Genomic DNA, 22,892 nt, shown 5'->3' on the forward strand with positions numbered 1-22,892 from the left:
CCACGGTTTTCGCGCAGTATCGGCCGCTGACAGAATGCCATCCCCTCCGGGAAATGACGTGCGGGGCTCCGGTCCCGTCTCGATAGGTTGGCCAAAGCACTGATCGTGAGCCTTCACGGAGACTCAGCTAAAAACGATCGCTTCGCCGAAATAGTAGCGGCGGCGAAGAAGGCGGCGCGCTCACCGTTGTCCATGCCGAAACCATGACCGCCGACATCGGGTTCGTTGAGGTAGGCCGGATAGCCGATCGTCACGTTTCGTGGTGGCGAGCAGGATCGGCGGTAGAATCGCCTTGGTTTGATTCTCTCCAACTTATCAGGACCGCCGCATTCGCCGCTCCAGCTCGCGCCTGCGAGTAGCTTCGTGGAGCGGCGCATATCGGTAATCGGAAAAAACTGCGATCTGCCGAGCAGTGCCAGTGTTCTTACCGATTGCTTCGCGACCCCAGACAAGGGCGCCTTCGCCGTCGATGTCTTCAAACCAGAGATAAGGATCTCATCGGCGGCATTCAGTCTCGGGTGAGAATCGATACCGCTCATGTAAGAACACCATGATCGTAAAGCACTCCGAGGGCCGGAATTTCCCAATCAGGGATGTCGCATTCCTTCCTCGCTTCCTGATAGTCAAAAGTTGTGCCAACTGCACTACCTTCTTCCCGGATGGGTTCACGACTAAAGTGGGAGCAATCAAACAGCTGGCCGAACACTCCCGTGTCGCAGACTCGACATTCCGACAGCCGCCGGCTGCTGGCTCAATGGTCTCAATGCGCTCCGGCGCTAAGCCAGAGGTGGGACGCTCAGGAGTGGCATCATGATCGCGGGAGCCCGAGCGCATGCTGCCTGCCCATAAACGATCGACGCTCGTGCGGATTAAACCGATCAGACGTAGACGAATCACGCCCCGGGACGCCGCAGCGTTCGAGCTTCCCCGGCCGATCCGGACAGCTACCCCTGTTTTGCTTCGAGGCGGCCGCTCCCTCAACTGCGCCGGGAGCGGGGAAAGCGTATGGTGATCGCCGCCGGCAGCATTGACGCGCTTCACTGCCAAGGGGTGACCTACCGCCTGTTTTTGCTTGGCCCATGTGAAGGCCGCGGATCAGAGCTGGGCCGGACAATATCCGTGCTGGCCGGGATTGATGAGGAGCTCGGACGCAGCAAGCGGAGAGGTCAGTCGGGACCCCTCCTCTACCAGCATCTCGCGCAGCCAACGACTGGTCGGATCACTATCGTGAAGCGCAGGCCATTGAACGGCCTCGGTGAACGGAAGGTGTTGTGGTAGCGGAAGCTCGACAATTTGGAGCGGAAGAATTTGCGCGAAATGCTGCGCCAGGCGCAACGGCATGGTTCCTATACGATCGGTGTCCGACAGCATGGGCGGAATCATGCTGTAGCCGTGCACAACGACGTCGATCCGTCTCTTTTGATCGTACTCCAGCAAGAATCTCTCCTCCAGGCCTAGCCTCAGGGTGTCCCCGAACCCAACGACAACGTGCCCCATCGACATGTATCTCTCGAATGTCAGCGGCTCTGACAACTGCTTGTTCGAACGACAGCCGACACACACGTGTACATCATCGAACAATTTCGTTCGAGGATGAGCGTTAGACATGAATATCTCCGGCAGAATCAGAAGGTCGACCTCGCCGCGCTGGAGAAGGTCCTCATTGTCGTCGGTGGGAGGCCGAAAATCAAAGCTGACGCCGGGAGCTTCACGCGTTGCACGCTCCACAACCCTTTCGAAGAACACGAGCGTCACGTAGTCGGAAAGGATGATCCTGAAGCGACGATCCGATCGGGCCGGATTAAACGGCTCCCAGGATATGATGGAGAGCTGAATATGCTGCAGAGCCTCCCGGGCCGCGGCCGCCAGCCCTTGCGCACGAGGCGTGGGGATAAATTCGCGCCCCGCCATTGTAAACAACTCATCACGAAAATAGCTGCGCAATCGCGCGACGGCTGCGCTCATCGCCGGCTGACTGAGATTGATGCTGCGCGCCGCCGCCGTGACGTTACGCTCGGTCATAAGAGCGTCGAGCGCGACGAGGAGATTTAGATCAAGGCCTTTAAAACGCATGTCTCTTTATCCATAGTGTGGATGTATGTCGCATCCTTTATTAGTAATATAAATTGACGTTTTCACAGCACAGAGACCCGGTACGGAAACTTTCATTCGCGAATTGGACATTAAACGCGAATTTGAACATTGCGGTGATTTGTGGACGCGTGTTCGGGAAAGGCGAGCGATCCAGCCTCGCCCCGCGGCGATTTTCAGCGGGTAAACGGTCGGCCCTTTCCGTCATGCCATCCCGATTGTTCTGACTTCGGTCGACACGTTTTGGCGGTCGTCGACAGCGAGTACGGGTGTCAAACAACGCGGAGCGAGTTCCTCCTGCGTCGCTTGCGAAGTTCATCCTTGAAGCGGACTGCGAATTGCCGACTAGATGAAGCGGGTGGACGTGACGGATGTGGTGAGGAGAACGTCGGCGACCCCGAGGGCGATCATCCGACGGCGCAGAGGCTTATCTGCGGCATCCCTGTCTTTCGATTTTCGCGCGGACCGTCATGCTAGTATCGCGTGAGCGCCTTCGCCATGCCTTCTTAGGGGGACCTACGAGAATGCGACCCGCTAACGCGCCTCCTCGTTGCGGACGGATTTTCTCCATAGTGTGCCCTATAAAGTGCGGAGAACCTCCCGAACTGAAAAAATCCCCATTTCAGGCAGATTTCCTTCAAGAGCATATGGTTCTCTGGATCGAGGAGGTCCTCCCGCGCTGCCCGCAATCGAAGCATCTGTAGATAGGCTGCAGGCGTTGTGTCCTTGAAAGCACGAAATCCCGCTTCGAGTGCCCTGGTGGAAACACCCGCTGCATCTGCCACCATCGGCATCGTAATCGGCTTGTTGATATTGGCGCACATGAACTCGATCCCGCGGCGCACATGTCCGGGAGCAATCATGCAAGGCTTCTTATTCAATAGATGCGACAACCGATGAGGCACCATCCTTATTACCATGTCGGCGAGTGCCTGCGTAATATGGGCCATCGCTACAGGGGACTGAATGAGGGGGCCATTATCGCGGATGCCTTCGATTATCGCTTCCGTGACGTTGCCGATTGTCCTGCCGACCGGCATTGACAGATCCACTTCGGGCAACAGGTCGAGCGAGCCATTAAACGGCACATCGAAAATTTCGCCAATGGTCCGCTGAATCAACGACCAATTAAGCACCAACTCGTCTATCAGATTGGATTGCCCGTGCATTGAGATGCCGTCAGGCTCGAAGTTCCTGTAAAGAAGCAGTTTCCCGGGTTCGGCCCCGGCCATGCGAGAACCGTACGTGACCCCCATGCCACCTCTGCGCGGCACCACGATCGATAGGTGCTCTGTTGCACCGGCACACCACTGAGCACGGAACTGAAACCCTGTCTGATGGTGACCAGAAATCAACACTGCGCTCTCAGAGGCCGAAAGATCGATCCCCCAATGGAAGTCTTGAGCACGGCCGACGAGCTCGGCGTCGAATGTGCCGAAAACCCCTCCCAGGGTTTCGATCATGCTGTCGAACGTGGAACCACGATATCGAAAAACGGCATCACCGGCGCTATTTTCCATCATGCATTCTCCAGGTTCAGTATTGCTGCTTTTATCGTTCCTGCTTGCTTCAATTTCCAATGACCTGACGAGAGATGTGCATGCATTCCAATTGCGGCGCGATAGTGCCGGATGTCCGCGCCGCGCCTTGTTACCGTCGAAGACTTGCTTGACAGGAGGTCCTTGCAGCCGAAAAAATCGTCTCCTAATTGCGTTGAAGCGCGGCTCGGACTGACCATGATTTCCGCCGAATTCGCACTGAGCGATTTATATAGCGACTGCTCGTCCTGGGAATAGGCCAGTAGCCAGGCGGCGGCACTCATCGCCGGCTGGCTGAAATTGCGTGCCGCGGCCCGTGGCGCTGAGGCTCGGTCCTCAGGGCGTCGAGCGCGACGAGGAGATTTAGGTCAAGAAAGGTCACTGCCAGAACTCCAACGGACGCCCGGCAGATCCGCCGACCGGGCCATGCGCCGTCGGTCCCGCCGGGCACCGGCTTTGGACTGCGGGCGAGACCGCGTGAGCTCGCCAATGAGCGTCGGCACTTGGGACAAGCAGTCAAGGCGGCTCATAGCTCTGGTCCGTTCCGGTCGATCATCTTGGCGGCGGGCCAGTCGGAGAGCGGCCGGCTAACAGGCAGGACGATGACAAGTGGATCCTCGACGCGCGTCGGCGGCAGGTCGACACGCGCGTGTGGCAGCGTGGATCGTACGCTGATCCCAGACATAACAGTCACCAGGCCGTGTCGGCCGAACCGCTCAATGTGTTTCCGCAGCTGGTTGCGGACGGTACCGAAAGCGAATGGAACTTGAAACTCGTGCAGTGTTGGAAGCATGACATGGATCGAATGGGCGATTCCGAGCCCTTCGAGATCTGGACGCACTCCATACAGGCCGAGTTCAGCCACGAGCAGGTCGACTCCGTCAACCTTGATGAAGCGGCGCAACAAGCCCATGTGAGCCGCTACGCCGCTGGAATCGTAGGCGATGGCACGAAGCTCGGGTCTTGCCCCTGCCCAGCTTTGACTGCCTTCGAACGGCTTCGCATTAAACGCACCTGTCGGTCCATAGGTCCTTCGAAAGAAGTCCGTGAGTTCGACATGGTCGGAGAGTTGCAACTCGTTTTCCCAACACAATTTCCACTGCACGTTAGAACGCATGCAAAGACCTTTTTTGCTGTTGAATTAAGTTCGGAGGTGTCGACCTTACGCGCAAGTTTCTTGCTCGCTTCGTCGAGACGCAGTCGGATCACAGCGCGGGCGCCACCGGTTTAACAGGCCCTCATGATCGCCGAGGATCTGGCGGATCAGAACCTGCATTAACCCGCAGGAATAGCTGGCGACCGATCTCACACAGCCGCAACAGGCGATGTTCAGGAAGCGGGAGACGCCGGGCATGGAAGCGGCCGGCGCATTGCCAGGTATAGCAACCGCCGACGTCTCGGAGGCGGGCGAGTTCAATGGACAGGAGGTCAAACGGCGCATCCCAATTCAGCGGAACACATTCTTCAAGTCCATGCTGTTCGTCCGGGCCCCGGCCGTTCTCCAGTCACCCCTTGCGCACCATGGTGTGTACGACGCGCGCGCTTTGATGTAGAGCAGCGGAAAAGTTTTGGACGACATCGATCGGACCCGGGTCGCGGCATGCGGCAGCTGTCTATCGTCCCCTCGTGCCGAAAACGCGCCCCAATGCGAGGTGTAGGGGCGTCTGGGCTTGTTCGTTTCCGGGAGGCTGCGAAGTCCAGCATGAAAGGATCCTGTTCCGACGCTTAGGCCCGCCTGTGGCCTAGTATTGCGACGACGGCAAGCGCATTAAGCTCGCCAGGCCCTTTTAGCGCATCCTAAATTGGGCGTATTTCGATGAACTGACAATCTATATAGAATATCTGCCAGGCCGCTGTTCAGGGATGGCCAGGCACGTGACGAGCGAATGAGGGTGTCCGGCGCCCAGCGGCATATCAAGCGGATGTCGGCAGACACGCGATCCGAGGCCGGTGTTGCCCCCATGAGCGCTGGTCCGCCTGAACAATTCTGGTGGAGGTGAAAACCACCAGCAGGCCAATCCGCGGCTGAAGGGGTGATGCGGTCCTGCGTTCTCGCAGCGGACATGGTCGCGTCCCCACATGAGACCTTGAAAGCCATCGCCTCCTTGAACCCGCGATTGATTTCCCCGGCGGATGCCTCATGATCACGGATCTAACTGCGGCCAGCTACGCCGAACAAAAGCGTCAGTGTCCTCAACCGTACCGCATTCGAGATTAACTCGCTTGGATTAGCATGCCTCTTTGCTCACACCACCGACGACGTCACTGCCAGAGGCCGCACCACGAGCTCGGCAGAGCCGAAATCAAGATCTGTAAAGGCAGGGCGTCATATAGGCTCCATATATTGAGGATGTGGATCGATGCCATCTACACAATCAATTTATCAAACCTGGTCAAATGCTATTAGATAAGGTGAAGTAAAGAACAAAGGTAGGAGTTTTGCGTGCTCCCATAGGTACGATGCGGTCCGTCTCCATAATAGCGACTGGTCCAGGATCACTGTCTCAGCCACTTAGAAAATAGCTGAGGGAGATCCAGGCGACTTCCGTCGTGATCAACCGCGGCGCGACACACAAGCGGCGCGGTCCCGACTACCGTGATCGTTGGGCTACAGGCGACTGCACCGATAGCTTCCTACAATGGTACCGCCGCTCTTCCGGAGCCTCGCCTAACAACTACAGTTCGGCTCGAGGCCCTTATCAGGATAACTACATGCCGCAAGAAATCTCAATCTCCGATGTCAAGGATCTGATCGGCAAGGAGATAGGCGTCTCCGACTGGATCACCGTGACACAAGAGACCATTGACAACTTCGCGGGGGCAACCGGAGACTTCCAGTTCATTCACACCGACCCGGTTCGCGCAGCAACGGAGACACCGTTCGGCGGCACGATCGCGCATGGTTTCCTGTCTCTCTCGCTGCTCTCGGCGATGAATTACGATTGCCTGCCTAAGATCCGCGAGCTCACGATGGGGATAAATTACGGCTTCGATAAAGTTCGCTTCATGGCACCGGTCAAGTGTGGCGCACGCGTGCGCGGCCGATTCACCCTGGCCGACGCTCGCTTCTGTGCCGCCAGCATGCTGATGATTGTCTATGACGCCACAGTTGAGATCGAGGGGGAAAGAAAGCCGGCCCTGAATGCAATGTGGCAGACAATGATCCAATTTGATGCAAAGCTCATGCCTGAGCAGGCCCGGCGGGCGACTTTTGGCGGCACACGCAGGCGCACTATTCCGGCCGCCGCACAATAGAGGTCGGCTTTCCCTGACCGGGCATCCGCCTCGACTCGCGAGGGTAGCTGAGCCTCCTCTTCGGCCCGAGCTGGCAATTCTTACATGCTCGCCTTGCACAAAGGATCGGCCGCAAAGAAGAAAGCTCCTATATCGCTCTTCAGATGCAGCTTCGCGCATTCGGCAATGTCAGCGGTCAAAAGTTTCTAGGTCTCAAAGGGTCACCACGTTTGTCGGATCATGCGGTGCCTGCCTTGCAATTGTCATACTTAAGGAACTATGCTGCACTGCACCATAATCGGTTTGTCCTGCCCTGTGGTTGCCGTCTCCCTGTGGTGCATGATCGAAGGAGTTACCATGCCAAATTCAGCGAACAATACAGGTGCGCCGGTGGCGAAGCGAGGCCACGTTGATATCGGTGATACTGTTCGGCGATCTCGAGAAGCGGTTGGATACAGCATCGAGGATCTTGCATTGACCTGCGGACTGACTGGCGCAGAAATCACTAGGATTGAACTGGGTGATGATGTCGACCCGGACAAGCTCAGGCGCATCGCGGCGGCACTTCGAGTGCCAACCTCCACCTTCCTGCTGGACTAACGGAACGGGCGTCACGCTGGCAGCGATACCAGACGCCTCTTGTTTGCAAATACGCATTTTATACCGCTACGGATGGATCTCGCCATGATCCGCGACTACCAAATGACCTTATAGCTGTTGTCCACGGACGTACCGGCTTTTGGCAGCAGCAAGGTCGGGTTCAGCCCGGCCTTTTTGTGTACGCTACCTGACTAAACTGGCCCGCTCTGTTGTGCTGCTGCCAATAGGGGGTACACTGCTCTCATCAGCGGCTGGTTACACGGGCGCCGCTGGCTGGAAGATCTGCGCTTTCGCCCCAACCGAGCGAGATGCGCAATGTATTCTGGCAACGATTCCTATAGCCCTGCTCTCTCACCTGACGACCTCGACTTGCTCCAGAGCATCCTTGATGAGGAAATCAGGGTCCGACGCATTCCGATCACTAGCGACCGAGCCGATGAGCTTGCCGGAAAGCTCATCAGGCTGTTTCAGTCGGGAGTGAGACAGCCTGATGTCCTTCGTTTAATGATCAGGACCGGGTGAAAGCTCGCTCGTCCAATTGTGGCGGTGACGACGCGCGCGTGGATAAACCACCGGCATCCCGCCCATTTAACCCGTAAGTTCCGGGCCTGACCCTTCGTCGGTTTTGACGAAGAGCGAGGCAAGACAGGGATGACCCACGCCGGCATTGGGACTTAAGTAGTTTTCTCAATGTCGTTCTTCGCGGCCTAACCGAAAGGTCACCTGTACGCCCTGCGCCATCCAGCGGCCGTGCTTCTGTTTCCGAGCAGAACCACCGTTCGCCGTATCTCGTGTCGATGCGAGTTGAACCGTAGAAGCGCTGTCCCGGCACGTGGTAGATTTTCTCCCCGGTTTCGATGATGACATTTCCCTTGATATCGCAGGACCATCTTGCGACTGAGCGCCCTTGCCAGGAGGAGATGAGGTCTGGAAGAGTGAAACCACCGGATGCACCAACCGCGAGCGCAGCGATCACCAGCCCGGGCGCTCGAAACGGCAGCGATCTTTGTGCGCGCCTATGGCGATAGTGCATGCCCTCTCCCCACCTGTCGTTCTGAGGAAATCGTACTGCAGAGCGTCCGTCGGCAATAAGTGCACAAGCGGGTTAGGGCATCCTTTGTCGTCAGCGGAATCAACCCCGCTGCCGGCCGAGTGTGGAGGGCCGCCCGGATCGTCTCATTCTGATCTCCCGCTCATGCCGAAGCCGCTTCTATAGAGGTCTCGGATTACGAACGTCGGCTTTAGAACTGTGGGATTTCGTCGCGCCTAGACTGCATCCAGATCGTCTGGCATCAGACGTGCCGATCTCCATGTCGAACACTTCCAACAACGGCGTCATCGCGGGATGGAAAGCCTCAGAAGCATGCTGCCGGAGACAAGAGCGATGCCAAGAACCTGCCGGGGGCCAAGTTCATCTCCGAAAAAAGCTGAAGCGAAAACGCTTCCTGCTACCGGCACGAGCAGCGTCAAGTACGCGGCCCTGCCCACGCCGATACCGGCAATTGCGTAGTACCAAAGCCGAAACGCGACAGCACCGTTCAACACACCCGAATAGAGAATAGCTAGCACATCGTTCCAGCTCGGAAGTGGAATTGATCCGTTAGGCACCACCGTGAAAATGAAGAAGAAAGGAAGGTTCAGGACGAAAGCCAATATGCATTGCAACGCCACCCTACTGATTCCGGAAATTGAGTGGGATGGTTTTCCTGCCAGGATTGTTGCAAAAGCCCAGGCACTCGCGTTTATAAGAACCAGCATCGCACCCGCCCCGAAGCTGCTGCCACCGATGTACAACAATACGCCGACGACCGCTACGACAGGTGCAATCATTGCGAACGGATGGAGGCGCTTTCCTGACACAATCTCGATCAGGCTCGTAATGGCGGGCATCGTGTACATCAACGTCAGAACCGCCGGCGCGGGAAAAAATGCAAGAGCTATCACGTTGACCGTCGACACGACGAACCCGTTGATGACTGCAACGATGAGCGTGTTGTGTCGTTCTCCGTTTGACGCTGTTCGAAGCTCCCGGATGCTCTTAGGAAGGAATACAGCTATTGGAAGAAGGCCCGCCAGTAGACTGTAAAAGCGAAAGGGCCAAACACCCAGATCTTTGATTGCCTCGCGAGAAAGGGAGAACGCTGTGCTCCAAATCAAGACAACGGCTCCCCCGGCCAGCAGGGCCAGCAAGGACCTCATATCAAAGACAGCTCTACTCTTCCGCGTCATATCTGACGACTACTGCTATTCGTTTTGCCTTCGGCCGAGCAGTCACCATCGACACAAAATGCGGAATCAAGCGGGAGCTGGTATCAAAGATCAGCGTCTGAAACTCAGTTGGGACCAAGCATGCTCTAATCGCTTTGCGATCTTCGGTCTGCACCATCGTGAGGCCGCCGTGGTTCGGTTCCCACCCCTTCGTCAAGTTAAGAACGAGACCGAAACTCTGGCCGGGATCTGTATGCGTAGATAGAAACTCCCCTTCGTCAAACCGATTGAAGTAGAAGCGCCGGATGGCCGTGGCTTGTCGTCCTGTAATCTGCTTCAAGAGCTCAAACATGGGTTCCGACGACAAAAGTGTCTTCACACCCCAAAATACGAAGTTCCGGTTGTTGGTTGGGGTGTCTTCCAACCGCTTGAACGAATAGGAGAATTTCCCCGCAGTGTAATCGGCGATTGCCAGTTCGTGAGCAGCGGCTGCCCGGCTATCCTGATAGTAATCCGCCACACCATCTCGATTTTTGATGATTGCTGACCAGAAGCGATCCTCGATCCTCTCGACGCCCTCACCGATCCGAGGCAAGCCGGGCAGGAATTCGGATAAGTCGAAATAGACAAATCCTTCGACGTCAAACGTCTCGCGTAGCGATTCAATCTTGCTCAAAAAGCACCTCTTCACGCGTTGCGTATGTCCTTAACGACATGTGGAATCGCTTCCCCACGAGGTTGCAGTTGTCGTACTTTGTAATAAGTTTCAGGACCTGGTCGGCTGCAAGACCTGCCATTACCGCCAACGATGGTGAGCTTTGCCACGCGTTGACGCTGCGATTGCCGTTGGCGAATTCATTTTTCAGCCGGGCTTCCTGGAAGCTTCTGACCAGTGCGTCATCACTATAGAATCGGTCTTGCGAAATGCGCCGCAGGTCTTCGAATGAGGGGTGGCTGCCGTCATTAAGATAAATTGGACCGACCGATATATCGAGCGGGTCACCGCCAAGTTCGATCACCGGGATCTGTCGATCGCGAGCGATCTCGTGGACTATCCTCTCGACGCTGTCCTTGCGATAGTACCCCAAGCTCGCCCAAGCCAGAATTGCAACGGTAACTCCTTTCAGCAGCTCTCCCAAGCGAACACGATCCGGTAGGGCAAACTCGTAGAAGGGTTCGACGCGAACATGCGGATTATGTTTCCGAACGTTTGCGGCCGCGGCATCTACTTTTCGTGCCCCAAGATCAGTGGTGTTGTAGAGAACCTGGCGATTGAGATTGGAAAGCTCGACATCGTCCCCATCCACGATCCGCAATGTGCCGATCCCCGATCGTGCAAGGAGGAGGGAGCACCACGTTCCCCAACCCCCCATTCCCAACACGAGCACACGGGCCTGCTTTAACCGCTCTTGATAGGCTGTCGCATTATCCACTCGATCTTCGTCGATGAGTGAGAATTGCAGCATCTGCCTGTCGTAGCGCTCGATCTCCTCTGAGCTCAGCAAGCTGGAAAATCGGGAGCTCTCTTCAATAAGTCCGAAGCCAGCAAGAGCTGAGACAAAATCGTGCACGTCACCGTCCGTGACGTCGTAATGTTCTGCCTTAAGCTCCTTCAGTATCCTCGGCATTGTATGCTCGCCGTCTAGTCTCGAAAGCACAACTGCAACCCAAGGCGGAGGAGACTGGATGATCTTTGATTTTCCGGGTATTTCACCGATGCAAATGCTCCCGTCCTCTGCTACCAGAACATGGTGGGACCGCTTTAATAAGGGTTTTGCATACTCCACGAGATGCCTCGCTCAAAAGGAAGGGCGAAGTCGCGCATTGACTTCGCCCCCGGATCTACAGCCTAGACGAGGATAATCTTGCCTTTGCTGTACGTTGCGTCTTCTTCGCTGATAGCGGAGATGCGCTTTTCAAGGTCAGAAAATACAAGCTTCTTCATACTCGTTCCTTTCTTTCGAAAGCGCGCCACAATCGGCGCAACCCACCGTCGGTGACCTTTCGAGCACGTCAAGACGTGACATCGCGAGGCGCAGACAATTGTGATGGAGCCTTACTCCACCGATTGCGCTCGGCCGTTTTCGGCAGAGCACTTGCGGTCACCAGGTCGCCAGCGCCACGCTCGAAGGAGATTCAAATATCGTGCCAGTCGGGCCGGGAGCGTGGTAGATCTTTTTTCCCGTGTCGGTCAAAGGCTTGAGTGGATGTGCTTCGAGGTGGCTCGCCGAACATGATCGTCGTAAAGCGGACAAATCCGACGCGACGCGTCCTCCTGCTCCATTCACGACGTCCCGATCTGTTATCGGAGCAAGCCACAGTTACGCCGGTGCTTGAAAACCAAACCCGTTCTAGGAAGCGTGGCCGAGTGGTTCCAGCAGATTGTCCGATCTGCAATAGTCATCAATGGACGGCATCGCGTCACACCTTCGACTTCCGCCACCCCGCGGCCCAAGCCTCGAACTCCGAACAGAACCAACGCTCCCCATATTGCGGGCTGATCTTTGTCTGCGAGTAATATCTCTGACCAGGCACGTGGAATATCCGCTCGCCGGTGTCGATGCTGACATTGCCTTTGATATCGCAGGATCCAGCAGAACCGCCAGTCAGTGAGGCAAGAAGGTCGCCCGCAGTCATGCCCCCGGTTGCACCGACGGCAAGCGCGCCGATCAGCAGTCCAGGATAGGACAGCACAGACCGTTTCTGCTGACGGCCCCGGTGTGCGCGGTAACGCATGCCCCTCTCCGCCAAGTTTCGGGTCATGAGGGTAAATGGCATCTCATGTTAGCAAAAGCTGCCCAAATGGGCTAATTCGCAGCAACGGGGAAAGCAACGCCCCCGAGGGGGGCGTTTCCGTATAGAGGATGTCGAAGGCAAAGAAGATGATTTCGTCGGGGGCATGCGCAGCAGGTCGGCGACCGAGTGCCCGTTGCAGCATGCCGAAGTCGGAGCGGCCCTGTCGTCGAGTACAACTGGCAGCGCTCACAAAGGGGCTGTCGGGACAGCTGCATGTGGCGGGCGTCTTGCCAGGCTTTGAGACCGTACCAGTGGTGGTAGGCGGATGCTGCGGTACGTTGCCGATTTAGTGTGGACATTGCATGAACTCACGCCGACATCGGCGCCGACGATATCGACAGGTGTCCGAAATCGGCGCGATGATGGTCGGCCCTGACGACCATCATCATCGTTGCGTATGGCGCCGGGATTCGCTAGGCATTTTCTATTTGTAATCGACCGATCGAGGGGCGCATGGCAGTGGAACCGCAACCGTGGCTTGGGCCGCCTCTTCTTGCTGCCGTTTTAACTGGCAGCATCACAATGTTCCTTTGGATCGCAAAGGAGTGGCGCACAGTCGACGACGATAAAAAGAAACGGCGAGACGAGAAAGAGAAGTATATAAGGGCTCTCTTTGCCGAGATCGACTACAACACCAGAGACATGGAAAAATTCATAGAACTCTCCGCCTCAGTTGGTGAGGTCATAATGAAAATTAAGGAGAACAAAGACTTCATTCCCCACATCACCGATTCTCGTCATAAAGAGATATACAAATCTCAGATCGGATTGCTGCACCACGCAGGGGATGAATACATTGCTGATGTAGTGACATTTTACGGCATAATGGAGCGAATAGGCACCGAGATTCAGGGTGTCTATCTGCCGAGCTTCGGTGTTATTTCAGAAAATGGTAGAGCATCTGTTATCGACGATATTGTTGATTACGCATTTGAATGCGCTCAAATCGGTCAGTCGATACTTCTCCAGATGGAGAGAACTTACCCCGAATACCGCCTGCAACGCAAAAAGCGAAAAGCGCCGGATAGACAATCCGACGCCGACTTGCAAAGACGAGTAGTGATATTCAACTTAGATCTTGATCGGGCCAGGACCGCGCATCTCAAGGTCTCCTAGTTCCTGTTTCCTCTTATATGTTGCGAATTCCGCAACAAGTCAACATTTTGTTGAATCTGTCGATCGACAAAAACAGACACAAAACAAAGCGGCCGCTCTATCCCGCGATGCGGGAGAGCGGCCGCATGGTTGCCAGTCGCCAGAGGAGGAAGCGCCAGGCAATGGAGTATCGACGCGAAGGCGGAATGGATCCCGCTGGTTTACAACGCCAGCCGTTTGCAAGCATGTCGAATGCTGTACCGTGGGCGCATGCCGAAGCATAGACGAGACCACGGTTTACGAGTAACCAGACGGGGTGCGCTGTGACTAAGCGTGTCTGGTCTTATACGTGCCTGCGCCAGATCGTGTCATTGGAATTGAAGCCGTCCCGGCGATCTACGCGAGTTTTATCGTTGATCCTTGCCATCGATGTAGGAATCAACGCGAATCGAGCGAATTCCGCCAACAGCTGCTCAATGCGTCACCGATCATAAGCGATGCCTGCGATCTAGTCGTCATGTCGAATCTGCTCGATCCGCTTCGCTGCGAAGCCGTAATCGATGATCCGGCTGGGCCGCCTGTCTCACCGCCCTTGGTTCGACCGCTGATTGCTCGATGCCGGCAATGGCTAAGTAAGGCGATGTCGGCGATCCCAGGCCTGCGCCGGCTCCCAACGATGCGAGGCACCCGATGGAGGTAGTTGTTGGAATAGACGTCGCAAAAGAGACCCGCTGGGTCTGTGCTCGATCATGCGGCTCGCGTTCTTCTCAACCGTGCCGTCGACAACGAACAGGCCGATATCGACGCCTTGCGGTTCACTTCGGCAAAAGGCCGATCAGGTGCGCGAGGACAAGAGCCGCAATTAGCGCGGTTTCCCCGTTCTTTTGAGCAACCGAGAAAATCGCGCGCCGCACGCGCCGTCGGCCAGCCTCATTCCGCGGCGAGTAAACATCGCGCACAATGCTTCTGCTAAAGGGCGGAGCCTGATCGGTTTGCCCTGTGCCTCGCCGCTGGCACGTTCAGCAGTTCGATGAAGTCGATGACTTTTTGCGCAAATGCCAGCCCAGAATCGGTGACGCCGTCACCGAGCTTCGCCCAGTCGGGGCGCTGCACGCTGGCAGCCTCACTACTTATCGGCGCCGATAAGTCCCGAAAACTTCGATTTCGGCTTCTCTTCTGGCGATGACACTGCAGCCCGCGACTCCGGATCAAGCCCAAGGCGATCTCCCATCAACATCATGATGCGCGCCGCCTCGTTTTGATCTTGACCCGGATTTGGGCTGCAGATTGCCTGTGGAACCAGGCACGATGGCGCTCGACAGCCAGCGCCTCGGTAGCAGCCTTCTAGTCCGCCCACGCCGCTGCGTAGACCGCAATAGAACCGGTATCCGTCACGGCGAAATAGCCAGGCTGCATCGCCGCCATCATTTGAAAGCAGGCTAGCGCATCCCCCTGAAGGTAATTGGGAATGACCATCTCGCCGACCGGCTTAACGGATGGTGCGCGCCTCTTGCGCTTGCCAGAATTGCCCTTCACCGCCTGCATTTCTGGCGTTTCGGGGCGTGGACCCCTGCCCATGACCTCTCCTCGGCTTCTCAAAAAATAATCTTAAAACCTGCGGCGTAACGCGCGCGGCTGAGCCAACGGTTCGCGGTGGCCGCGCCCGGAGCTTGCACCCCACCCCCTATCCGTCCACCGGCCAGCCGTCGGCTCCGAATGTCTGGGTCACCCCTCGCGTTTACCGCGAGAGGCGTGACACGGAGCGCAGGTGCTGAGAAAAGGCCCTGACCAGAACGGGATGCGTGCAACAAGGTGATGAACTTCAGTGGCCGGCTCGACAATCTCGAGCTCCAAGCCCCACTGACAAAGAGGTCGGCGGGGAAGCTGTTGCTCACGCAACCCGCGCCAGCGGGCGGTTCGGTAGAGGCGTCGGTATTCCTCCGCCCCTTCGCTGCGAATGTCATTCAGCATGAGGCCTACGATGCATTATGAATAGCTGAAATAAGTACGAACGGAATCGATACAGCGTGGGAACAGAAGATGCTTCTCTAACCCGCCAGGATTAGCGATGCGCATCCGCTCGCTGGGGACATGGCCGATACAAACTCTAGGCCTGGGAACCTACGATTCCCGTATGCGTTGTCCTCCGATCAACGAAGGAGGGCCTCTGATGGCAGACGACAAAACGAAAACCGCCGCAGATCGCCGCCTGGTCTCAGGCACCCAAAAATACGAAGTTGCATACTTCGCGAAAAAGCACGGCATCAATGCCGCGGATGCGCGACGGATCATCAAACAGCATGGCGGCGATCGGGACGCTGCGGACAAGGCGGCCAACAAACTGAAGGGCTAACGTTGGTGTATGATGCGAAGGAAACTTAGGGCTTCAAATGGCCATGGTCCTCAATCAGGCGCTCGCTGATCTAATCAGCGAACAAATCAGGCAACGCCATGTGACCGAACTAAGGGCCGTGCTCTCGACCGGTAACGAGATCACCATGCATGCAGAGTTCACGGTCGGCCGGGACTTCATAATCTACCGAACGGCGAAGGATCACAGCGGAAAATGGGCTATGACGCCGTTCGCTCATATCGTGCAGTTGATCGTCTAAGCAACAAGCGGCCGCTCAATCCCGCCATGCAGGAGAGCGGCCGCACAATCGCCCGTCGCCACAGCAGGGTGGGCATCAGGCAATAAGTAATACTTAAGGCATTAAGTAATACTTACATTTATTCTTGCTTCATCATACCTTAGTATAATAGTGTGGCGCCATCGCTTCGGGAGGAGCAAGGATGGTTGTACGCGTCAAAGCCGATAAACTTTCCACGCATGCTGTTACTAAGGTGTGGAATATTCACGATTTTTGCCGCCGGCAACGCTTGTGCCAGGAGGAAGAACGGCGGCTAACCCTCATCTTTGGCGATTTCGCCACGGCTTCCGAATTGCTTTACAATGCGAAGCGCGCTCCGAGGTGGAGATATTAGGGTTGGGGCAGTCCCGTGACCTCGCGAGTTTAAACGTCCGCGGTTCGGCAGCGCCCCAAAGAGAAGACCGCTCTATGGCGGCCGCTGGAAAATCACCCATTCAAAAATATACGATTTGAGAAACCCGATCGGACATCACGCGGCGATTTTCTCTGCAATCGGCGTAATTTCCGCCCTCGCAGTCTGGTCAAGGCTGATAAGTGCGTCAATCGCGGCGTCGATGAGCGACGGTCCACGTCTTCTCCGCATAGGTTGGTGCCTGCCCCTTGATAGTTGCAAGCGGAGCTGCGGTGGAGCGGTGATCCTTAAGCGTTGGACTTCTCACGGGTGCGGGGCGCGCTCCGCCGCCTCCGCCATTTCCGCCGTCGTCTCCAAGGCCGCCCGTCGTCGCCGAGCACTTCCCTGGCCTGCCGGCCGTCGATGCGCGTGATGTCTGCAGCAGCTCGTGCTCGGTGATGCCGCTGTCCGGCGGCACGTAAGCTTTGACTTGAATAAAAAGAGATAGCGGTGGCGGTAGGTCACTTGCGCAAACCGCAACTTCGCAGAAGGCCCGTTGGAGTCAATATCCGATTGTAGACAGAGATCGGTCCTTTTATTGAGCGTCGCGTCATGGATCCGGATCTTTGCGTCACCGTATCCAAGGCGATGGGCGAAATGGTGGCTAGAGCAGTCCACGTGAGGGTCGGAAACCATATGCTGTAGCGCTGCTGCGAATTGAGAACAGCCTGTAAGCTAAGTCGATGTTGGAGCCCGGCCCCCACTTCACAATCACCGATCTGAGATCATTCGCAGCCACTATGCACTCGAGAAGGTCATCGCGGGCATTGATGCCGAATCCTAAAAGGATTTTTCCTCCTTCCGCAAGAAATGCTTGGGCCTCCGACAGAAATCTCTCAAGCTGGCCGTAGCCGGGATCAAATGCTCCGCGCTCAATGTCATCGCCGAATTCGAATTTTGCTGGAACGAGATTCCAGGGGTAGTTCCAAAAAATAATGTCGAACTTCTTTCCAGGAGGAATATTACTGAAGATATCACTTTCGATTACGTCGACATTTTCAATATTGTTTTTTGCGGCGTTTTCCAACGTGTTCGCGACAGCCCGCGGATTGATATCGCAGGCTAGCAACGACAGCGCTCCGGTCTTTGCCAAAAGGAGACCCGGGAGACCGAAACCGCAGCCGATCTCCAAGATCCGCTTTCGCGCAAATGGAGGGAAGTTCTCGCTAAACCAACGCCAACTTTGGAAATCTTCGGGAGGAAAAACGCCTTCTCGCACGATCAGATCGAGCCCGAACTCCCGTATCTGCCGCGGAAAAGTTCTCTGTTGACTAGTCCTGAGTGTTGCCCGGATTTTATCGACTTCGCCCAAATGTGCCCTCCGAGATGGGGACGCGCTAGCGCTGCTGGCCGCTCAACTGTTTTATGCCCAAGCGGCAGCTTTCTCAGGCCTTGAGGCAAATATGCGGGTTAATCCAGCCGAACGTTTGCGGCATGTCGACTTCCACAGACAAGCCGGCGTTGAATGCTGCCCGGCGCGACAAGTGCAGCTATTTGGCCCCGTCGAGAGTCGCTGGAATACCAACGGCCCCGACGGGGCGAACCACCTTTCTCGGCTAGCCGAAGCTGCGGAACGCGGTCAGGGGGGACTAGAAGTCCATTCCGCCACCGGGCGGCATTGCCGGCGGAGCTTCCTTCTTTGGCTTCTCGGCAATCATCGCTTCGGTGGTGACGAGCAGGCCGGCAATCGAGGCCGCATCCTGTAGCGCGGTGCGGACGACCTTGGCAGGATCGATCACGCCCATCGAGAAGAGATCGCCGAATTCCCCCGTCTGGGCATTCCAGCCATGGGAGAATTCCGCCTTCTCGCGCAGCTTGCCGACGATGATCGAGCCTTCCGCACCAGCGTTTTCCGCGATCTGCCGCGCCGGAGCTTCGATGGCGCGGCGAACGATCTCGACGCCGACCCTCTGGTCGTCATTGACGGTCTGCACGCCATCGAGAGCCTTGACTGCACGCAGAAGCGCCACGCCGCCACCTGGCAGGATGCCTTCCTCGACTGCCGCTCGCGTTGCATGCAGCGCATCGTCGACGCGGTCCTTGCGTTCCTTTACTTCGACTTCCGTCGAGCCACCGACGCGGATGACCGCGACGCCGCCGGCGAGCTTGGCAAGGCGCTCCTGCAGCTTCTCGCGATCATAGTCTGACGTCGTCTCTTCAATCTGCGCCTTGATCTGCGCGACGCGGCCGTCGATGTCGGCTTTGGTGCCGGCGCCATCGATGATCGTCGTGTTCTCCTTCTCGATCGAGACCTTCTTGGCGCGGCCGAGCATGTCGAGCGTGACGTTCTCCAGCTTGATCCCCAGGTCTTCGGAGATCACGGTGCCTGCCGTCAGGATTGCAATATCCTCGAGCATGGCCTTGCGCCGGTCGCCGAAGCCAGGGGCCTTGACGGCCGCGACCTTTAGTCCGCCGCGCAGCTTGTTGACGACGAGGGTGGCAAGCGCCTCGCCTTCGACATCCTCGGCAATGATGAGGAGCGGCTTGCCCGATTGTACGGCAGCTTCGAGAACGGGCAGCATCGCCTGCAGGTTGGAGAGCTTCTTTTCGTGGATCAAGATGTAGGGTTCCTCGAACTCTACCCGCATCTTATCCTGGTTTGTTATGAAATAGGGTGAGATATAACCCCGGTCGAACTGCATTCCCTCGACTACCTCAAGTTCCGTCTCCGCGGTCTTGGCTTCCTCGACCGTGATCACGCCGTCATTGCCGACCTTCTCCATTGCTTCGGCGAGGTAACGGCCGATCTCCGCATCACCGTTTGCCGAGATGGTGCCGACTTGGGCGATTTCCTCATTGTTCGAAACTTCCCGCGCTTTGGCTTTCAGCTCGGCAACGAGCGTATCGACGGCGAGGTCGATGCCTCGTTTCAAGTCCATCGGGTTCATGCCGGAGGCAACGGCCTTTGCGCCCTCCCTGACGATCGCCTGCGCGAGCACCGTCGCGGTCGTGGTGCCGTCGCCGGCGATGTCGCTTGTTTTCGAGGCCACCTCACGCAGCATCTGCGCGCCCATATTCTCGAACTTGTCTTCAAGCTCGATTTCCTTGGCCACCGTAACGCCATCCTTGGTGATGCGCGGTGCGCCGAACGATTTGTCGATGACGACATTGCGGCCTTTTGGCCCAAGCGTCACCTTCACTGCGTTCGCAAGCGTATCGACGCCGCGCAACATGCGATCTCGGGCATCGGAATGGAATTTTACGTCTTTTACACCCATGATTTGCTCCTTCGCTGAATTCTGGTCAGTGGCAGCTCTCAGGCGGCCTTTTTATCCGCGCTCAAATCTTCGATGATGCCGAGCACGTCGGCTTCCTTGAGGATCAGCAGGTCCTCGCCGTCGATCTTGATCTCCGTGCCCGACCATTTGCCGAAGAGAACGCGATCTCCGACTTTGACGTCCAGCTCGACGAGTTGACCTTGATCATTGCGAGCGCCCGGGCCGACGGCGATCACCTCGCCTTCCTGCGGTTTCTCCTTGGCTGTATCGGGGATGATGATGCCGGCCTTGGTTTTCTCTTCGGACGAGACGCGGCGGACAAGAATGCGATCGTGGAGCGGTTGGAACTTCATGCCTTCCTCCTGGATAAAATCAATCGGTGATGCTCTTCGCCAGACGAATGCACTGCGGACGGGCAAGGCCGTTCCGGCTACTGGCAGCGGTTGATTCTGGTTCAGTTGAAAACTGAATTCAAGAGTTTTTAGCACTCTTTGGTCGAGAGTGCTAAAGTGCCGCAGCAAACCGATGGAGCTTTGGCTCACACCGACCTCGAAAGGCCAACGAGCTCTGGCTCGGTTGAGACGGCGGCTTAACCAAGTGGGCTGGCCCCGCGCTTGGGTAGAAGACCGACTTGCGGCGAGGAAGCGATGTCGAGGGGATTTTCAACAGAGAGGGCGGCAACACCGCCTTTATGGAAAGCTGGCGATTAGGAGGCGCACTTGTCGGGAGCAGCGCCTCATCGCGCGGCGGGTGTTATTGAACAACGCGATTAAAGCCGGGATCCTCCAGAGGTTCCTGGGCACGCGGCGAGACCATACGAGACGCCTCCTCTACGAGCATCTCGCGCAGCCAACGACTTGCCGGATCACTGTCGTGAAGGGCGGGCCACTGGATCGCTTCGATAAACGGGGGAAGTGGCAGCGGAAGCTCGACGATCTGCAGGGGTATTGTTTTTGAGAAATGCTGCGCCAGCCGTAGAGGAATGGTTCCTATACGCTCGGTGCCCAACAGCATTGGCGGGATCATGCTGAAGCCCTGTACTGCGACCTCGATACGTTTCTTGAAACCATGCTCGAGCAGATACCATTCCTCGAACGAGGGCTTCCGCGTATTTCCGAACTTCACCGCAACGTGGCCCATCGACATGTATCTCTCGAATGTAAGCGGCTCCGACAGCTGCTCGTTCGTTCGGCAGCCGACGCACACAAATATATCCTCGAACAGCGCAGCGTGAGGATGCAACGACATGCGCGCTTCCGGCATAATCAGAAAATCGATTTCGCCTCGCCGCAGAAGCTCCTCGAAGTCGTCGGCAATCGGCAGACAATCGAAGCTGACGCCAGGAGCTTCCCGCGCCGCACGCTCCACGATCTTTTCGAAAAACACGAGCGTGACGTAATCGGAGAGCACGATTTTAAAGCGGCGATCCGAGTGGGCTGGTTTGAACGCCTCCCAGGAAACAATGGAGTGCTGGATCTGCAGCAGAGCCTCGCGCACCGCCGGGGCGAGCCCTTCCGCCCGCGGCGTCGGGATAAATTCGCGCCCCGCCATTGTGAACAGCTCATCACGAAAATAGCTGCGCAGCCGGCCAACGGCCGCGCTCATTGCCGACTGGCTGAGATTGATGCGACGCGCCGCCGCCGTAAGGTTACGCTCGCTCATCAAAGCGTCGAGCGCGACGAGGAGATTTAGATCAAGGCCCTTGAACCGCATGCGTCATCTATCCAAAACGTGGATGGTTGCCACCCCGAAACCGCCAGCATTCTTAATTAGTAATACAAATTGTTCGAAATCAAGGCGGACGCCGCCACATTTATGCAGGATCGCCCGAGGCGGTCGGTAACCCTTTGAATGGCCGCTGCCATTCAGCCGCGGGGCAACCACCGGGAGACAGCACGTTGGCTGGAAGTTGCTTGAAACTGCGCCAGCTCTGACCTTATCGCCCATCATGTTGAGCGGAGCCGGACCCGACCTTCGCCGAGCGGTGGCGCGTGGCCGAGCTGATCGCCGGGATGATCCTGTCTCCCCAAAGTTCAATTTGCCTCAGCGTCGTCTTCTGGTCGAACTCGCCCAATTGGGTCTGAATGGCAATTTGCGTCGGCTTCAGCACGCCAATTTCTTCAAGCAGGCGGTCGATCACCCGATTCACATTGCCGATCGGCAGGTTCTCGCGCATGCTCTCGAACGACAGGTCCTGTTTCGTCGGGACTTCCTCAAGCATATAACCGTCCTCGCTCTGCTGCCGGCGCTGTTGCAACGCTTCAGATAGCCGCCGCTGAAAGCGGGCGTTGTCGAGATAGCTGTTGATCTCCGCCTCGTGGTCGCTGGCATAGCAGCAGCGCAGCAGTGATATCTTGGCTTTCGTGACATTTTTTCTCTCGCAGATCGCTGCCTTCTCGATGCTTTCGCGCAGCGTGCGCAAAGCGTCCAAGCCGTTGTGAAATGCCGTGACGAACAGATTGTGGCCCTCACGATAGGCCCGCCTCATACTGCGCGCGGATCCGGCCGCGATCCAGATCGGCGGGATCGGCTTCTGGACGGTCCGCAATGAAATCGCCGTCGGAGGTATCTTCTGATACTGGCCGTCGTGTTCGAAAACCTTCTGGCTGAGCCCCTTGAGAAGGATATCCAGGTACTCGGAAAAGACGGCAGGCGCCTCGTCGAGATCGACACCGAAGCGCTCGAACTCGAACTGCTGGTATCCGGAGCCGACCCCAAGCTCAAGGCGACCATCCGACACGATGTCGGCGAACCCGATCTCGGCAAGCAGGCGCTGCGGCTGATAGAGCGGCAGTACGCAGACGGCGGTACCGAGACGAATCGTGCTCGTCAGGCCGGCACAATGCGCCACCATCATCAATGGAGAGGGAACGAGACTGTAATTATTGAAGTGGTGCTCGGCAAACCACGCCGTGTTGAAGCCGGCCTGCTCCGAAAGCACTACCTGTTCGATTGAGTTGCGGATGACCGTGTCGGGGGATTGATGATAGCCCCGTTGGGCGGCAAGCAGAAATGTCGCGAATTCCATAGCAAATCCTTCGGTACGGGAGGGTTCTCGATCCGGCTGATC

The 22,892-nt window shown here is 56.9% G+C and carries 22 protein-coding genes and 2 pseudogenes; 6 read left to right on the forward strand and 18 right to left on the reverse strand.

What is annotated here, in order from left to right:
• Positions 1-113: 113 nt before the first annotated feature.
• The 5 genes from ATC00_RS34125 to ATC00_RS22130 form a co-directional block, all read right to left on the reverse strand.
• Positions 114-539, reverse strand: coding sequence for a hypothetical protein (locus tag ATC00_RS34125; RefSeq protein ID WP_174556968.1), 426 nt, complete (start codon positions 537-539; stop codon positions 114-116).
• Between the two features lie 556 nt (positions 540-1,095).
• Positions 1,096-2,073, reverse strand: coding sequence for a LysR family transcriptional regulator (locus ATC00_RS22120; RefSeq protein WP_064254460.1), 978 nt, complete (start codon positions 2,071-2,073; stop codon positions 1,096-1,098).
• 524 nt (positions 2,074-2,597) lie between these two features.
• Positions 2,598-3,614 (reverse strand): helix-turn-helix transcriptional regulator, encoded by a 1,017-nt coding sequence (locus ATC00_RS22125; RefSeq protein ID WP_064254461.1) that lies wholly within the window; start codon positions 3,612-3,614, stop codon positions 2,598-2,600.
• Positions 3,611-3,913: a hypothetical protein gene (locus ATC00_RS32305; protein WP_153045269.1), complete on the reverse strand. Its 303-nt coding sequence runs from the start codon at positions 3,911-3,913 to the stop codon at positions 3,611-3,613. The genes ATC00_RS22125 and ATC00_RS32305 overlap by 4 nt, the downstream gene beginning before the upstream one ends.
• Positions 3,914-4,155: 242 nt before the next feature.
• Complete coding sequence (locus ATC00_RS22130) at positions 4,156-4,746, reverse strand: NodA family N-acyltransferase (protein ID WP_064254462.1); 591 nt, start codon at positions 4,744-4,746, stop codon at positions 4,156-4,158.
• A 1,595-nt stretch (positions 4,747-6,341) separates the two neighbouring features.
• On the opposite strand from ATC00_RS22130, the gene ATC00_RS22140 reads away from it, so the two are divergent.
• Both ATC00_RS22140 and ATC00_RS22145 read left to right on the forward strand, forming a co-directional pair.
• Positions 6,342-6,884, forward strand: a complete 543-nt coding sequence (locus ATC00_RS22140) for a MaoC family dehydratase (protein WP_064254464.1) — start codon at positions 6,342-6,344, stop codon at positions 6,882-6,884.
• Between the two features lie 336 nt (positions 6,885-7,220).
• Positions 7,221-7,463 carry a helix-turn-helix domain-containing protein gene (locus ATC00_RS22145; protein ID WP_064254502.1) on the forward strand — a complete coding sequence of 81 codons (243 nt, stop codon included), beginning with the start codon at positions 7,221-7,223 and terminating at the stop codon, positions 7,461-7,463.
• Positions 7,464-8,182: 719 nt separating this feature from the next.
• Here ATC00_RS22145 and ATC00_RS34130 read toward each other — a convergent pair.
• The 7 genes and pseudogenes from ATC00_RS34130 to ATC00_RS34140 form a co-directional block, all read right to left on the reverse strand.
• A pseudogene (locus ATC00_RS34130) lies at positions 8,183-8,496 on the reverse strand (sunset domain-containing protein).
• 302 nt (positions 8,497-8,798) lie between these two features.
• Entirely contained in the window at positions 8,799-9,653 is an 855-nt protein-coding gene (locus tag ATC00_RS22155; protein WP_161951939.1) for a DMT family transporter, read from the reverse strand.
• Positions 9,654-9,675: 22 nt separating this feature from the next.
• A complete protein-coding gene (locus tag ATC00_RS22160) occupies positions 9,676-10,347 on the reverse strand; it encodes a hypothetical protein (RefSeq protein ID WP_082912500.1) in 672 nt (223 codons plus the stop codon).
• A complete protein-coding gene (locus ATC00_RS22165; protein ID WP_064254466.1) occupies positions 10,334-11,458 on the reverse strand; it encodes a HesA/MoeB/ThiF family protein in 1,125 nt (374 codons plus the stop codon). The genes ATC00_RS22160 and ATC00_RS22165 overlap by 14 nt, the downstream gene beginning before the upstream one ends.
• Positions 11,459-11,520: 62 nt before the next feature.
• Positions 11,521-11,616, reverse strand: a complete 96-nt coding sequence (locus ATC00_RS34135; RefSeq protein ID WP_072597249.1) for a pantocin A family RiPP — start codon at positions 11,614-11,616, stop codon at positions 11,521-11,523.
• Positions 11,617-12,092: 476 nt separating this feature from the next.
• On the reverse strand, positions 12,093-12,407 hold the full coding sequence (locus tag ATC00_RS22170; RefSeq protein WP_064254504.1) for a sunset domain-containing protein: 315 nt from the start codon (positions 12,405-12,407) through the stop codon (positions 12,093-12,095).
• Positions 12,408-12,522: 115 nt separating this feature from the next.
• A pseudogene (locus tag ATC00_RS34140) lies at positions 12,523-12,630 on the reverse strand (non-homologous end-joining DNA ligase); the annotation flags it as partial.
• Between the two features lie 290 nt (positions 12,631-12,920).
• Here ATC00_RS34140 and ATC00_RS22175 point away from each other — a divergent pair.
• Positions 12,921-13,583: a hypothetical protein gene (locus tag ATC00_RS22175; protein ID WP_064254467.1), complete on the forward strand. Its 663-nt coding sequence runs from the start codon at positions 12,921-12,923 to the stop codon at positions 13,581-13,583.
• A 1,323-nt stretch (positions 13,584-14,906) separates the two neighbouring features.
• Here the strand turns inward: ATC00_RS22175 and ATC00_RS33730 are convergent.
• The gene (locus ATC00_RS33730; protein WP_234782403.1) at positions 14,907-15,140 is read right to left on the reverse strand and encodes a hypothetical protein; all 234 of its coding nucleotides are present in this window, start codon (positions 15,138-15,140) and stop codon (positions 14,907-14,909) included.
• 592 nt (positions 15,141-15,732) lie between these two features.
• Here ATC00_RS33730 and ATC00_RS22185 point away from each other — a divergent pair.
• From ATC00_RS22185 to ATC00_RS33735, 3 genes are all read left to right on the forward strand, one after another.
• Positions 15,733-15,915, forward strand: coding sequence for a DUF3606 domain-containing protein (locus ATC00_RS22185; RefSeq protein ID WP_064254468.1), 183 nt, complete (start codon positions 15,733-15,735; stop codon positions 15,913-15,915).
• A gap of 37 nt (positions 15,916-15,952) precedes the next feature.
• On the forward strand, positions 15,953-16,174 hold the full coding sequence (locus tag ATC00_RS22190) for a hypothetical protein (protein ID WP_064254469.1): 222 nt from the start codon (positions 15,953-15,955) through the stop codon (positions 16,172-16,174).
• A 181-nt stretch (positions 16,175-16,355) separates the two neighbouring features.
• On the forward strand, positions 16,356-16,547 hold the full coding sequence (locus tag ATC00_RS33735; protein ID WP_072642866.1) for a hypothetical protein: 192 nt from the start codon (positions 16,356-16,358) through the stop codon (positions 16,545-16,547).
• Positions 16,548-17,208: 661 nt separating this feature from the next.
• Here ATC00_RS33735 and ATC00_RS22195 read toward each other — a convergent pair.
• The 5 genes from ATC00_RS22195 to ATC00_RS22215 all read right to left on the reverse strand — a co-directional run bounded on the left by ATC00_RS22195 (position 17,209) and on the right by ATC00_RS22215 (position 22,850).
• On the reverse strand, positions 17,209-17,916 hold the full coding sequence (locus ATC00_RS22195; RefSeq protein WP_064254470.1) for a methyltransferase: 708 nt from the start codon (positions 17,914-17,916) through the stop codon (positions 17,209-17,211).
• Between the two features lie 277 nt (positions 17,917-18,193).
• Positions 18,194-19,822 (reverse strand): chaperonin GroEL, encoded by a 1,629-nt coding sequence (gene groL / locus ATC00_RS22200; RefSeq protein WP_064254471.1) that lies wholly within the window; start codon positions 19,820-19,822, stop codon positions 18,194-18,196.
• 38 nt (positions 19,823-19,860) lie between these two features.
• Positions 19,861-20,175 carry a co-chaperone GroES gene (gene groES / locus ATC00_RS22205; RefSeq protein WP_064254472.1) on the reverse strand — a complete coding sequence of 105 codons (315 nt, stop codon included), beginning with the start codon at positions 20,173-20,175 and terminating at the stop codon, positions 19,861-19,863.
• Between the two features lie 400 nt (positions 20,176-20,575).
• The gene (gene nodD2, locus ATC00_RS22210) at positions 20,576-21,535 is read right to left on the reverse strand and encodes a transcriptional regulator NodD2 (RefSeq protein ID WP_064254473.1); all 960 of its coding nucleotides are present in this window, start codon (positions 21,533-21,535) and stop codon (positions 20,576-20,578) included.
• Between the two features lie 223 nt (positions 21,536-21,758).
• Entirely contained in the window at positions 21,759-22,850 is a 1,092-nt protein-coding gene (locus ATC00_RS22215; RefSeq protein WP_064254474.1) for an LLM class flavin-dependent oxidoreductase, read from the reverse strand.
• Positions 22,851-22,892 lie beyond the last annotated feature (42 nt).

It is taken from the genome of Sinorhizobium americanum, from assembly GCF_001651855.1.
GTDB classification, from domain to species: Bacteria; Pseudomonadota; Alphaproteobacteria; order Rhizobiales; family Rhizobiaceae; genus Sinorhizobium; species Sinorhizobium americanum.